General features: G+C 51.5%; 14 protein-coding genes. 2 read left to right on the forward strand and 12 right to left on the reverse strand.

Translation table 11 applies throughout. From position 1 onward, the window contains the following. Nucleotides 1-40: 40 nt before the first annotated feature. The 11 genes from ACN0R1_RS06625 to prmB form a co-directional block, all read right to left on the reverse strand. Nucleotides 41-490, reverse strand: a complete 450-nt coding sequence (locus ACN0R1_RS06625; protein ID WP_417581143.1) for a type II secretion system protein — start codon at nucleotides 488-490, stop codon at nucleotides 41-43. Between the two features lie 36 nt (nucleotides 491-526). Further along, a complete protein-coding gene (locus ACN0R1_RS06630) occupies nucleotides 527-919 on the reverse strand; it encodes a prepilin-type N-terminal cleavage/methylation domain-containing protein (RefSeq protein WP_417581145.1) in 393 nt (130 codons plus the stop codon). A 44-nt stretch (nucleotides 920-963) separates the two neighbouring features. Beyond that, the gene (locus ACN0R1_RS06635; RefSeq protein WP_417581147.1) at nucleotides 964-1,479 is read right to left on the reverse strand and encodes a pilin; all 516 of its coding nucleotides are present in this window, start codon (nucleotides 1,477-1,479) and stop codon (nucleotides 964-966) included. Nucleotides 1,480-1,540: 61 nt separating this feature from the next. Further along, nucleotides 1,541-2,011, reverse strand: a complete 471-nt coding sequence (locus tag ACN0R1_RS06640; protein ID WP_417581149.1) for a pilus assembly FimT family protein — start codon at nucleotides 2,009-2,011, stop codon at nucleotides 1,541-1,543. Nucleotides 2,012-2,014: 3 nt separating this feature from the next. Further along, nucleotides 2,015-3,244: a type II secretion system F family protein gene (locus ACN0R1_RS06645; protein ID WP_417581151.1), complete on the reverse strand. Its 1,230-nt coding sequence runs from the start codon at nucleotides 3,242-3,244 to the stop codon at nucleotides 2,015-2,017. 3 nt (nucleotides 3,245-3,247) lie between these two features. Further along, entirely contained in the window at nucleotides 3,248-5,008 is a 1,761-nt protein-coding gene (locus tag ACN0R1_RS06650) for a GspE/PulE family protein (RefSeq protein ID WP_417581153.1), read from the reverse strand. After that, nucleotides 5,005-5,382 (reverse strand): hypothetical protein, encoded by a 378-nt coding sequence (locus ACN0R1_RS06655; protein WP_417581155.1) that lies wholly within the window; start codon nucleotides 5,380-5,382, stop codon nucleotides 5,005-5,007. The genes ACN0R1_RS06650 and ACN0R1_RS06655 overlap by 4 nt, the downstream gene beginning before the upstream one ends. Continuing rightward, a complete protein-coding gene (locus tag ACN0R1_RS06660) occupies nucleotides 5,375-6,073 on the reverse strand; it encodes a hypothetical protein (RefSeq protein ID WP_417581157.1) in 699 nt (232 codons plus the stop codon). Before ACN0R1_RS06660 ends, ACN0R1_RS06655 begins: the two co-directional genes overlap by 8 nt. After that, on the reverse strand, nucleotides 6,070-6,717 hold the full coding sequence (locus ACN0R1_RS06665) for a hypothetical protein (RefSeq protein WP_417581159.1): 648 nt from the start codon (nucleotides 6,715-6,717) through the stop codon (nucleotides 6,070-6,072). The genes ACN0R1_RS06660 and ACN0R1_RS06665 overlap by 4 nt, the downstream gene beginning before the upstream one ends. Beyond that, entirely contained in the window at nucleotides 6,714-7,652 is a 939-nt protein-coding gene (gene pilM / locus ACN0R1_RS06670) for a pilus assembly protein PilM (protein WP_417581161.1), read from the reverse strand. The genes ACN0R1_RS06665 and pilM overlap by 4 nt, the downstream gene beginning before the upstream one ends. A 206-nt stretch (nucleotides 7,653-7,858) precedes the next feature. Then, nucleotides 7,859-8,776, reverse strand: a complete 918-nt coding sequence (gene prmB / locus ACN0R1_RS06675; RefSeq protein WP_417581163.1) for a 50S ribosomal protein L3 N(5)-glutamine methyltransferase — start codon at nucleotides 8,774-8,776, stop codon at nucleotides 7,859-7,861. A 139-nt stretch (nucleotides 8,777-8,915) separates the two neighbouring features. Between prmB and ACN0R1_RS06680 the strand changes: the two genes are divergently transcribed. Together ACN0R1_RS06680 and ACN0R1_RS06685 are read left to right on the forward strand one after the other, a co-directional pair. Next, nucleotides 8,916-10,193: a mechanosensitive ion channel family protein gene (locus ACN0R1_RS06680; RefSeq protein ID WP_417581165.1), complete on the forward strand. Its 1,278-nt coding sequence runs from the start codon at nucleotides 8,916-8,918 to the stop codon at nucleotides 10,191-10,193. A gap of 79 nt (nucleotides 10,194-10,272) precedes the next feature. After that, a complete protein-coding gene (locus tag ACN0R1_RS06685; protein WP_417581167.1) occupies nucleotides 10,273-11,505 on the forward strand; it encodes an EAL and HDOD domain-containing protein in 1,233 nt (410 codons plus the stop codon). Nucleotides 11,506-11,560: 55 nt separating this feature from the next. On the opposite strand, the gene ilvD is transcribed toward ACN0R1_RS06685, so the two are convergent. Beyond that, nucleotides 11,561-13,396, reverse strand: coding sequence for a dihydroxy-acid dehydratase (gene ilvD / locus ACN0R1_RS06690; protein ID WP_417581169.1), 1,836 nt, complete (start codon nucleotides 13,394-13,396; stop codon nucleotides 11,561-11,563). Nucleotides 13,397-13,529: the final 133 nt, after the last annotated feature.

Below are 13,529 nucleotides of genomic sequence, written 5' to 3' on the forward strand. Positions count from 1 at the left end.
AAAGTCAGGCATCTGGCGTTAAGGTTGATCCTGCGTGTGATTAATCCTTACCTGCAATAATGACATTATACTGTGCAACTACACCGTAGGGCGGTTTGTGTGGTCGAATGATACTGCACCCGAGTGACGTTCCATTGGGACGGTTCTGCGGAAAACTCAGCGATGAGTCTATGCCAATCAAATATCCGTCTGCCAGTTCCAGTGTGCTGCTCAGTACACTGTTGGCTGTTTCCAGATTACATGCGCTCAGGTAAGTGTCTGGATCAACACGAACGCAACGAGACGAGGTTGCATCATGCTGATCCAGAGCACAGGCGGCATAATTGATGGTCATGGCTGAGCTGATGTTGGCAGCTGCTCCCATGATTGCCGCATTCTCTGCCTCAGTCGAAAAATCGATAAAGCGAGGCAGAGCTACCGCACTGAGTATGCCCAGTATGACGATCACTACAATCAACTCGATCAGTGTAAATCCCTGTTGTTTCTCCATCACGTTAGTCCCTTGAGTTTGGTAGATTTCTCTATATTACTGCCAGCGTATTACTGTGAACTCAGCGGTTTCTGTAACGCCGGTGGCACTGAGTGTACAAACAGCTGAGTCACCGTTTGCAGCGGGTTCTGTTTCGCCGGTTTTAAGGGCACCGGTAAATTTAGTTGTATCCAGGTCTTGCGTCAGTACATTGTTAACCTCTGCAAGAGAGCAGTTAGCTACATCTTCACACTCATCTTTATCCAATGCGCAAGCGGCATAGTTAATTGACATGGCTGAAGAGATTGCGGCCGCATTTGCGGCTAAAGCGGCCTCTTCGGCATCGCTGGAAAAATCAATAAACCGTGGCAGTGCGACAGCACTGAGGATGCCGAGGATCACGATAACAATGATCAGTTCAATAAGGGTAAAACCGGATTGCGTTTTCATGGTGTTGCTCCTGTAAGGGACGTGCTTGGTAAGTTTAAAGTAAATTAACAATCGTCAGTGTTTTTGCTGATATCGGGTCGACCACCGGCGGTATCCGGGGCGCTGTATTCAATCCGGCAGTTGGGTATGCCATCCAGCTGAATTTGCACCGTTGCACCTGGACCTGTACCGCCTCCACTGAAGGAAAAGCGCGGAGAAAAGTCGTCAAACAGTGGTGTGATTTCTGAATCCTGCGCGCGTGGGTAGCCCCAGCGGGTCAGGATAATATCATCACCGGTGCAACCCGCTGTTGTGCTGGCGGTATCACCCGATTCCAGGCCCACGCAGCCAGCGGTAGCGGTATGCGTGCCACCGGCCGCCGATTTGGCAAAGACGATGTTGGCACCTGAGCGCAAGGCACTGGTGGTACCGTCAATCACGGCAACTCGTGCTTCGCGCTGTAGCGATATGAATTTGGGAATGGCAAATGCTGCCAGAATACCCAGAATCAGGATCACAATGACCAGCTCGATCAGCGTAAAGCCTTGCTGCTTTGTGGCTGTGAGTTGAGGTTGTGGCATGATGAATCTCCTTCATGGTTATTTGCCGGGGACGTAAATTGCCCGAGCATCTCTGTTTGCTTTAACAACCTGCCAGTTGTTTTTCCAGTGTCATGCTGCCACCGGGACGTTCCGGTGGTCGATAGAGAACGGCACAATCATCAATGCCATTAACACGCGCGCGAATCTGCGTGCCCTCACTATCTATTAACCAGCGGCTTGAAAGTTCATCAAACAACTGGGTGATGTTTTTTGTATTGTCGGCACGTGGATAGCCATACATGACTTCTATCCATATCTCCGGTCTGTCTGCAAAAGGTTGCAGGCGATAGTGTGTATTGTGCAGCTCTCCGACCGCGCTGCTCTGCAGGTAGACCAGTTGCGCTGAAAGTCGCAGCGACTGTTCAAATCCATCGACCAGTATCAGTCTGGCTTCCCGCTGCAGTGCCATGATCCGGTTGATACCCAGCGTTGCCAGCACCCCTATCAGCACCACAACAATGGCCAGCTCCAGCAATCGGATGCCATTGCTATAACGGTTTTCCTGCCGCATGCCTCAGCGTCCGGCCAGTTGAGTCAGATCCCACATCGGCAGGAAAATCCCCAGTGCCAGGATTAATACAATGACGCCGACAGCGACGGTGAGAATGGGCTCGATAATGCTGGATAGATTATCGATATCATAAGCCACCTCGCGGTCATAAAAATCGGCTACCTCCAGCATCATCGCATCGAGTTGTCCGGTTTCCTCTCCGACAGCTACCATTTGCAGCACGACCGGTGTAAAAATTTGTGCCGAGGCCGCCGTGCGTAAAATGGAATCACCGCGCTCGATACCACTTTGCATCGACAGAATTTTTTCGGTGATATAAGTATTGCCTGTGGTGGCGGCGACACCGGCCAGAGCCTGGGTGATCGGTACCCCTGATTGCAAGGCTACGCCAAAGGCTCGCACAAAACGGGCAATGGTAGCGCGTAAAAGAATATTGCCCACCTTGGGAAATTTCAGTTTGGTTCTGTCCCAAAGGTAGCGGCCACGCTCTGTGTTGCTCCAATAACGAAAGGCTAGAATACCCAGGCCTATGGCAATCAGGATCTGCAGCCACCATTGTGTGGCAAAGTCCGATACAGCAAGAATGATGATAGTCGGGAGGGGCAAGTCCATTTTGACACTGTCAAATACCTGCGCAAATGCCGGGATGACCACGGTGGTCAAAACACCAATCGCAATCGTAATAGCGATGATCACAAACATGGGATAACGGGTGGCCGATTTGATTTTGTTAGCCGTGTCTCGATCGCGAGCAAGGTAATCGTGCATGGTCAAAAAAACCCGGTCCATCTGGCCGGTCATCTCACCTACCTGTAGCAGGCTGATATACAGGGTGCCGAAGACTTTGCGGTGCCGCCCAAAACTGCCGGCTACATCACGGCCACCTTCAAGATCCCGGCTGATCTCGCGAAGAATTTCACCCAATCGTGGGTTAGACATGGATTCAGACAGGCGACTGAGGCCTTGAATCAATGGCACTCCAGCTTTGGTAATACTGTACATCTGACGGCTGAACAGTATCAGCTCATCCAGTGTGACCTTGCGCGGTGGCATGAGTTTGTTTAGCTGATCACTGAGGGACTCACTGGAGTCGGACGTTGCCAGACGTATATCCAGTGGAATCAGGCCATTGGTCAGCAGTTGACTGGCCGCCGCTTCGGCTGAGTCGGCGGTAAGTCGCCCTTCTGTCACTCGGTCCTGGCCACGTCTGGCCCGATACTGGAAAACAGCCATGCTTTATGCTCCACCACCGGGTTCAAGCATGACTGATTCGCCCGCCACGCGAATCACCTCTTCCAGCGTACTGATCCCTTCAGCTGCCAGATCCAAAGCACTCTGCCCCAGTGTTTTGAAATTTGGTCGCGAATGCGCCAAGTGGTGAAATTCACTGGTGTCACTGCGGCGCAGGGCATCGGCTAGCTGCGTGTCAATTTCCAGAAACTCGAAAATACCGACACGGCCTTTGTAGCCGGTGTTGTTACACTGCATACAGCCTTTGCCCTTGATGTAGCCGCTGCCTTTGAACTTTAGCTGGGGATTGCTGTTCAGCCAGGCTTGCTCGTTGGCATCCGGTTCATGAGGCTGTGAGCAATTGTCGCAGACCTTGCGAATCAGTCGCTGAGCCAGTACGGCTTGTAGTGAGGTGGCTACCAGATAACCAGCGGCCCCCATATCAATCAGACGGTTGGCGGTACTGACGGCATCATTGGTGTGCAGGGTTGAAAGCACCAGGTGACCCGTCATGGCGGCACGCAGACCGATTTCAGCGGTTTCCTGATCGCGCATCTCCCCGATCAGAATGACATCCGGGTCCTGTCGCAATGCGGTGCGCAGTACGCCGGCGAAGGTCAGGCCAATCTTGAAATTGACCTGTACCTGATTGATCCGCTGCATGCGGTATTCAACAGGGTCTTCAATGGTAATGATCTTGCGCTCAGCGCGGTTGAGTTCGGCAAGGGCCGCATACAGGGTGGTGGTTTTACCACTACCAGTGGGACCGGTGACCAGCACCATGCCATGCGGTTTGTGGATAACCCGTTTAAAGCGGGCAACGAGGTCGGCAGGCATGCCAGTGTGGTCCAGATTAACCACGCCCTGGGACTGATCCAACAAACGCATCACCACGGATTCGCCGTAAATGGTCGGCATGGTGGATAGACGCACATCGATGGCGCGATCTTTGACGCGGATATTGAAACGCCCATCCTGAGGCATACGTTTTTCCGAGATATTCAGGCCACCCATCAGCTTCAGGCGGGAAACCAGTGCCGGTGCGATGCGCTTCTCCTTCATGATTTGTTCCTGAAGCACACCATCGATACGCTGGCGCAGGCGTAGCACATTTTCATCCGGTTCAATGTGAATATCTGATGCTTTGACCTGAATGGCGTCCTCAAACAATGACTGCAGCAGGCGTACCACCGGCGCATCTGTGATATCAGCTCCACGTGCCAGTTGTGCCAGGTCAAAGTCACTTTCGGCCAGTTCCTCACCCAGTTCTTCAGCAATGGAACTGATTTCATCGGTGCGCCGGTACATGGAATCAAAGGCATTGAGTACATCGGTTTCACGCACAATCGCTGTAGATACCGGGCGTTTCAGCAGCCGACTGATCTCATCCTGGATGAAAATATCGGTCGGGTCCGACAAGCCTACCAGCAGGCCATCCGGTTTATCTTCCAGCACTATGGCACGAAAACGTCTAGCCAGTGTTTCTGGCAGCAGTTTGACCGTAGCGGGGCGCAGTTGAAAATGGCGCAGATCGACATAAGGAATTTTTAGCTGTTCCGCCAGAAAGTCCAATAGCCCCTGCTCATTGATAAAGCCCAGAGAAATCAGCATTCTTCCCAAGCGGGTGCCGGTTTTTTTCTGCTCTGCCAGGGCTTTATCCAGTTGTGCCGGGGTGATGACTTTCTTTTCTACCAGCAGATCGCCCAAACGGATTTTCTGGCGGCGTGGTGCAGCGGGCTGTGTGCCTGTGTTGGTCTGATCTGTCATGGTTCGCTCCGACTGGATTGAGTAGCAGCGGAAGGATCGAAGGTCAGCATGTGTGGCTGCATCACGATTTTTTGGCCATTATCCTTACCCAGCAGTACGGTGCCATCACCGATTTGCAAGATGGTGTAGCCATCCACTTCATCACCCACGGAAACAGGCTGGTTGTTGATCACCGCATAGGAACCACGGTTACCGGTCAGCACCGCTTGCAAGTGTAGGCGTGCCTGGGCTTCTTGTGCCGGTGTTAACGTCTGTGCATGACTGAAAGGCCGCAAGGGATCAGTGAAATTTAAATCACGTTCCTGAGCCGATAGCGGGGGGCCGAGGAACAGGCAGAGTCCGAATAGGTAAGCGGAAAAAACTTGTTTACACACGTAGCCAGCCCTCATCCAGTGTCAGCGTATAAAGCCGCAGGCGAAACAGTGTGTCTGGATAGTTGTCACTGAGGATCTGTACCTGCTCCCAACTGATCACCCAGGGCAGTTCGCTGAGCATATCAAGGTAGCGTACCAAGCCATGGTAGTTGCCGGTCAGTTCCAGCTCTACACCTCGCCGATAGACACCGGAAGCAACCTCCGCAGGTAGGCTGGCTTGTTCTGTATCCGTGTCGGTATTATCGTCAGTAGCTGTTTCAGGTGCCGAGAAAACGATCTCAGTGGGGAGGCTACGCAGAGAGTGCAGGCTGACACCTTCGGTAACGCCAACAAGCGCCCTGAGTGCACTGTTCATTTGGTCGGGGGAAATAAAGCGGGCAAATTCCTGGTCTAGGGATTCACGCGCATGCAGGGCTTCCGCCTCCAGGTGTGTAGCTCGTTCGCGCAGCGCAATATTGGGATCCGCCGACAGGCTTTGAAGCAATTCAACCTCTTGTGCCTTTAGTGTAGCCAGTTCGGATTGCTGGTTGCTGAGTAGTTGAGCTTGTTGCTGTATTTGACGACGGTCCGGATCAGTCAGCAAGGTATCTGTCAGTAGCAGTACTATTAGGAGTGCCACAACCAGAATAATGCCACGTTCACGTAGCGAGCGCTTGTCTATCTGTCGGGAAAAGCCTGCCCAGATGTTCATGGTGTAGCCTCGCTATTGTCCAGGGAACAGCTTTGCGTTTTGCATCCGGCTATCAGTCTGAAGGTGAGCGCATCAGCGTCATCACCGCTGGTTTCATCGGTGGGTTGGTTGATCTCCAGGGTGTGAAATACCAGGCCTGTAAAGGCGGGCTCAATGCCAAGAAGATCAATGTAGATAGGCAGTAGCTCGGCATTAATAACCCGGCCTTGCAGCAGGATATCCTGGCCTAGCGCCGCCAGATGAATACCAGTGATCCAGAGTCCATCGGGTTTCTGTCGGGCCAGTCCACGCAGGTACTGCTCTGGTTCAGTTGCATCCAGAGGAATCAACGCTGTTTCTCGCAACGCACGCAAGTGGCGTATTTCGTTTTCCAGTCTGCGGGTGTGTTGCAATAGTCTGGGGTCTGCTTCAGGTCGGGCCATTGAAGCCAGTTCCGTCACTGTCTGACGTTGTTGATTCAACTGTGTTGTCAGTTGTTGGTTTTCATGCTTCAAACTGTTTAATGAGTAGGCGGTCCAGCCGCTATAGAGCAGCATCAATAGCAGTACTATACCGACAAGGCTTGCCATATGGCGGGCGGTCAGTTGTTCTCGCTTTTCATGCAGTTCAGCCTGATACAGGTTTACTTCCTGGCGTTGACTCATCGGTTCCATCTCCCGATGAGTCCACCCCAGGCCAAAGGGGCAAGGTCAGGTTGTATAAGCCCTTGCTGGTTCGTATTCTGTGGCATATCCACTTGAGCCGTCTGGATGCCTAACATGTTGGTTACGGCATCCGGAAGCCAGGTGAGCTGACCGGTTCGATCAAGAAAATGTAGCTGTCGTACGGGTGACTGACCAAAGTGGCTATCGTAATAATCCATGGTCCGTTGTACTTCGAGTGAGAACTGATCAACCAGCTGTAGTTGCTGCATTTCATCATCAGTTATCAGGCTGTTCAGGCCCAGGTTGATAACCCGGGTAATATAAAACTGGCCATCGCGACAGATGTACAAGCGACTGTCATTCGGATGGAAGTGAACGATGCCGACGGTGTCGCTGGTTTGCAGGCGTCTTTCAACCAGATTACGCATGGCCAGCTGAGCAATATCAATGTAGGTAGGTTTGAGACCAGCATCCCTGATCAGCTTGACTCGCTTTTCCAACAGGCTGCGTCGGGTGACGGCAACGAACAGTTGGTTAGAGTGGCCATGACGACCTTCGGGAACTTCAAAAATATCACTGATAGCTTCGGTTACCGGGTATTCAAGGTATTCCTGAAGTTTCCAATGGGTAGCGGCTTTCAGATCGACGTCAGGCACGTCGGGTTTATCCATCTGAATCAGCTCAAATGCTTCCTGCTCGAGTGTAAGTATGACACCAGCATGCTGTAAACCCAGCTCACTGACCCAGTTCTTTAATAATTCTAAGGCTTGTTCGGGAGAGTCGGTGGCGGCTTGTAAGGAATGCGTCAGGCTGAAAGCGTCAGCGTGGCTGGCAGGGTTGGCCTGCACAAGACATAAAGCATCACGGCTGATGCACAGGCCAGCACGATCGGGTATTTGCTTTACGTTCCTGAGCGAGTTTAGCCAACTGAGCAAGGTGTTGCTCCCAAATAGGGTCCGGTAAGCTGTCCTTGCTGATACTGTTTACCCGCACTGATTTCCTGAGAGCGGACCTTGTTACTGGGTAATCTGTCTTCGGCCTGAGGCTGTTTTTACAGCGGGCTGTAGATTAACGTATGAATCTCGCTTTAAACATGATCTTTGTCAAGTAGATAGCCTATTAGTATGGGGTAATACTTGTTTCAAAAGTAGTCCTGATAGTGCTGTAGTTCTTCAGCGGTCAGCAAAAACACACCATTGCCCCCTTTTTCAAACTCAGCCCAGGTAAAGGGTACTTCCGGATAGGTTTCTATCAAATGCGCTTCACTGTTGCCAACTTCAACGACCAGTAACCCTTCGTCTGCCAAAAATCGACTGGCTATTTTCAGCAGGCGACGGGTAATTTCCAGGCCATCAACACCCGATGTCAGCGCCAGTTGTGGCTCATGCTGATATTCTTTGGGCATGTTTTTGAAGTCAGCTTGATCTACATAGGGTGGGTTGCTGACGATCAGGTCGTAGCGCTTGCCTTCAAGGTTATTGAACAGGTCGCTTTGAATAGTGCTAACTCGATGCTCTAACTCATGGCGTTTGATATTTTTGGTGGCAACCGCCAGTGCATCGCTAGAGATATCGACCAGATCAACCTGTGCCTCCGGAAACTGATAGGCACAGCCGATACCAATGCAGCCACTGCCAGTGCAGAGATCCAGAATCTGCTCTACAGGGCCAGGCCTGAGCCAGGGAGAAAACAGCTGTTCTGTCAGCTCAGCAATAGGCGAACGTGGAATCAGTACACGCTCATCTACATAAAATGGCATGCCCATATACCAGGCTTCGCCTGTGATATAGGGTAGCGGTATGCGCTCTTCAGTACGTCGGCGAATGTAGGTTAGAATGCGTTGCTTTTCTGAACTGGTCAGGCGGGCATCCAGTACTTCCGGACTGGCATCCCAGGGTAGATGTACAGCATTTAATACCAGTTGTACGGCTTCATCCCAGGGGTTGTCCGTGCCATGCCCGTAAAACAGACTGGCCTGTTGAAAACTGCTCATGGCCCAGCGAATATAATCACGCAGTGTGTGTAGTTCGCTGGCGGGGTTATCTGTTTGAAAGGTCATGCACTGGGGTACTCTGGCTGCTATAATTTTGCTTGAGCAGTGTACCTTAAACTCAAGTACAGGTGTAAGTCTGCACCTTGCCTGGTTAATCACAGGTGCGGCATTTAAATTAAAATAGAACAGCGATTGAGGTGGGTTAATGTGGGTGGATTCGGTCACGGATTGGCTGGCTAAATTATCGATTGAGCCAACGGCGTTGACGCAGTTGATTGTTGCGCTGGGTCTGATTGCTTTAGTGGCGATTGTGACGCATTTTATTCTGCATCATTTGGTGCGCCGGGTCATGGAGCGGTTGGCCGGAAGTGCGCAGCATATCTGGAATCGTGCACTGTTTGAAAAGCAGCTGTTCAAGCGCCTGTCTTTTATTGTTCAGGCACTGATTGTGCAGGTCCAGGCGCAGCATTGGCTGGAGCCAGGTTCTGTATCCCTGTTACTCATCAATAGCCTTACCCAACTGTGGATTCTGATTTTCAGTGTGCTGGTGTTGTTTGTCATACTGGATGTGTTGCTTGAGTTGTCTCAGTATAGCCGTGCAACTCGAGAACTACCGCTGCGGGGTATTTTTCAGGGGATTAAATTAGCTACGATTGTACTGGCGGCTGTTATCGCCATTTCCATCCTGATTGGCAAGTCTCCACTGATTCTGTTTAGTGGTTTGGGTGCGATGACGGCGGTATTGCTACTGGTGTTCAAAGACCCCCTGATGGGTCTGGTAGCGGGTATTCAGCTATCTGCGAATAAAATGCTGTCTGTGGGTGACTGGCTGGAAATGAGCCGTTATGGCGCCGATGGTGCGGTGGTGGATATCAATCTGACTACAGTGAAGGTGCAGAACTGGGATAACACCATTACCACCATTCCTACCTACGCACTGATTTCTGATTCGTTCAAAAACTGGCGTGGTATGCAAGAGTCTGGTGGTCGGCGCATCATGCGTGGTGTCCGGATTGATGTCAGCAGTGTGCGCTTTTTGACTCCAGAGGATATAAATGCGTTACGCAAATCCAGTTTATTGAACAGCTATATAGAGCAACGTCTTGCGGAAGTTGAACGCTATAATACTGAACATGACCTGGATCTTAGTAGCCCGTTAAATGGCCGACGTTTGACCAATATTGGTACGTTTCGTGCTTATCTGGCCGCCTACCTGAAGACCCATCCGCGTATTCATCAGCAGATGATCATGATGGTCAGACAGCTTGAGGCGACTAGTGAAGGGGTACCCATTCAGGTTTATGCCTTTACCAATACCACTGCCTGGGTAGAGTATGAGGGTATTCAGGCTGACCTGTTCGATCATGTGCTGGCGGTGATGCCGGTATTTGGTTTGCGCTTGCATCAGTCGCCAACAGGGCATGATATACGCCAGATTAAATTATCAATTGATAAGGAGGATCGGTCCGGCGTTGACAGATGATAAGGTGACTTTAACCCAGAGTTTTGTATATGCTTAGGCCTTGTATGTAACTGCTTTCACACCCTTGGAGCTATACCCCGTGAGCAAAATTGCCATAACACACGATGATCAGGGATTGCCCGTGCTGATGGCGCGGCAGGCAATCTATACCAAAAGTCAGGATGTGGCCGCTTACGAATTGTTGTTCAGAGATGAGCAGGGCAATTTTGTCATGGGACTGAAAGATGACGATGCAACCCTGGCGGTGTTGGTTAACTCCTATGCCTCCTTCAGTAAAGGGACTAAAGCGCAGTTACCGTTTTTCCTGAAGGTGACTGACAAGGTGTTGCTGGATGATGAGTTGCCTGATTTTCCTCGGCACTTGTTTGTGCTGGAGTTGTTGCCGCATACGCGGGTTACCCAAGCGCTGATAGACCGTCTTATCGACTTGGCAGGACAGGGGTATCGATTGGCATTGTCCGGCTTTGATCCGGGTGATACCAAACTGCATCCTTTGCTTAAAGTGGTGCATGTGTTGAAGCTGGATATTCAATTGATTGGTCTTGCCAGGATTCCAGCGCTGGTGCAAAAGCTGAAGCCCTTTAACCTGGAGCTGCTGGCGGATAAGGTTGAAACACAAGATCAGTTTCGCCAGTGTCTGGAAATGGGCTTTGCTCTCTATATGGGATATTTTCTCAGCAAGCCAGACTTGGTGCGGGGTAAAAAGCTGCCAGGCAATAAAGTGTTGTTGCTGCAGCTTTTGCAAGAACTGCAGAATAAGCATGCCACCGCTGAATCTGTTGAACAGATTGCCCTGAAAGACCCTGAGCTGACTTACAAAATTTTGCGTGTGGTCAACTCGGCCGCGGTTAATTTGCGCCGTGAAGTTAATTCTCTGTCTCATGCGATTGCGCTGCTGGGTATGGATCAGATCCGGCGTTGGGTGATGTTATTTCTGGCCAAGAGTGACAATGGCAAACCCACTGAGTTGACCCGCAATATGCTCATCCGCGGACGGATGTGTGAGTTGTTAGGTGAAATGCTGGAGTTTCCGGCACCAATGGAGTGCTTTATTGTCGGTTTATTGTCTCAAATGGATGTGATGATGGATATGGAAATGGATGTGCTCTTGAATGAAGTGCCGCTGCAGCCCTCGGTTAAGGATGCGCTGACTAAGCGTGAAGGGCAGGCGGGGCTGGTTCTGAGTGAAGTTGAGGTCTACGAGCGCGGAGAGTTTGAGCAACTGAAGAAATTGCTGCCCTCACAGTTTTACGAAGTCGCCTATCGGCATAGCCTTAAGTGGGCTGAACAGGTGCTAGAAGCCTTGCAGTAAAGCCTATCTTTATTGAGAAGAGGGACATGTCTGTCTACACATCCCTCCACACCCATTAGTCCAATTGACTAAGATCTCTGACAGCACCCTTATCGGCTGATGTTACCAGCTTGGCATACGCCTTAAGCGCTGAAGACACTTTTCTGGGGCGTTCCATGGCGGGTTTCCAGCCAATCGCATCCTGTTCAGCACGGCGCTTGGCCAGTTCTTCGTCAGACAGCAGTACATTGATGCTGCGGTTGGGGATGTCGATACAGATAGGGTCACCATTTCTGATGAGCCCTATGGCACCCCCAGCGGCGGCCTCAGGCGAGGCATGGCCAATTGACAGACCGGAAGTTCCACCGGAAAAGCGCCCGTCAGTCAGCAGGGCGCAGTCCTTGCCCATACCTTTGGACTTCAGGTAAGACGTCGGGTAGAGCATTTCCTGCATGCCCGGGCCACCTTTGGGGCCTTCGTAGCGAACGATGACGATGTCACCTGGTTTAACCTTGTCCTGCAAAATATGCTCAACGGCCTGATCCTGAGATTCAGTGATATGAGCAGGGCCTTCAAAGCGCAGGATTGAGTCATCCACACCCGCCGTTTTAACCACACAACCATCTTCAGCAATATTGCCAAACAGCACCGCCAGACCGCCTTCAAGTGAGAAGGCATGTTCGAGGTTGCGGATGCAGCCATTTTCACGGTCACCGTCCAGTGTTGGCCAGCGCGTGGACTGACTAAACGCGGTCTGGGTTGGAATGCCTGCAGGCCCGGCTTTGTAAAATTCCATTACCGCTGGTGTAGGATTGCGCATGATATCCCAGGTCTCCAGTGCTTCAGCCATACTGCTGCTATGGACTGTGGGGATATCACTGTGCAGATTGCCGGCACGATCCAGCTCGCCGAGAATGGCAAAAATACCCCCTGCACGGTGTACATCTTCAATATGGTATTTGGGTGTATTCGGGGCCACTTTACATAGCTGTGGTACATGCCGGGACAGACGGTCAATGTCTTTCAGGGTAAAGTCGATTTCACCTTCCAGCGCAATTGCCAACAAGTGCAAAATGGTATTGGTGGAGCCGCCCATGGCGATGTCTAGCGACATGGCATTTTCAAAGGCTTTAAAGTTGGCAATAGAGCGTGGCAGAACAGTATAGTCATCCTGTTCATAATGGCGCTTGGCCAGTTCCACTATCCGGTGACCGGCTTCTTCAAACAGACGACGACGATCACTGTGCGTAGCCAGGGTAGTACCGTTGCCTGGCAATGACAGGCCTAACGCTTCGGTCAGACAGTTCATCGAGTTGGCGGTGAACATCCCGGAGCAAGAGCCGCAGGTTGGGCAGGCTGAGCGCTCGTATTCAGCAACCTTTTCGTCAGAAGCCGAGTCGTCCGCGGCAACCACCATGGCATCGATCAAGTCTAGCTTGTGTTCGGATAGCTTGGTTTTGCCGGCTTCCATCGGGCCGCCAGAGACAAAAATCACCGGAATGTTAAGGCGCATGGCCGCCATCAGCATTCCCGGGGTGATTTTGTCGCAGTTAGAGATACAGATCAGCGCATCAGCACAGTGGGCATTGACCATGTATTCAACCGAGTCGGCAATAATATCGCGCGAGGGTAAAGAGTAGAGCATGCCGTCATGGCCCATGGCGATACCGTCATCGACAGCGATGGTATTAAACTCTTTTGCTACACCACCGGCTTTCTCCACTTCTCGGGCAACCAGTTGACCCATGTCTTTCAGGTGCACGTGGCCGGGTACAAACTGGGTGAATGAGTTGGCAATAGCAACAATCGGCTTGTGGAAATCATCATCTTTCATGCCTGTGGCGCGCCACAGTGCACGGGCACCTGCCATATTACGACCGGCGGTAGACGTTCTGGAACGATACTCTGGCATTGAGGGGTCCTTTGATCGGGTGGTTGAGTCTGGTATGGCTTGAGTATATCAGATTCTATCTGGCTGTCAGGCTGTCGACAGGTTGAACCTTGAACAAAAATCATCGGCGTTCTATCCTGCTCTGCCTCAACGT

The organism is Nitrincola sp. (assembly GCF_048264025.1).
Classification (GTDB): Bacteria; Pseudomonadota; Gammaproteobacteria; order Pseudomonadales; family Balneatricaceae; genus Nitrincola.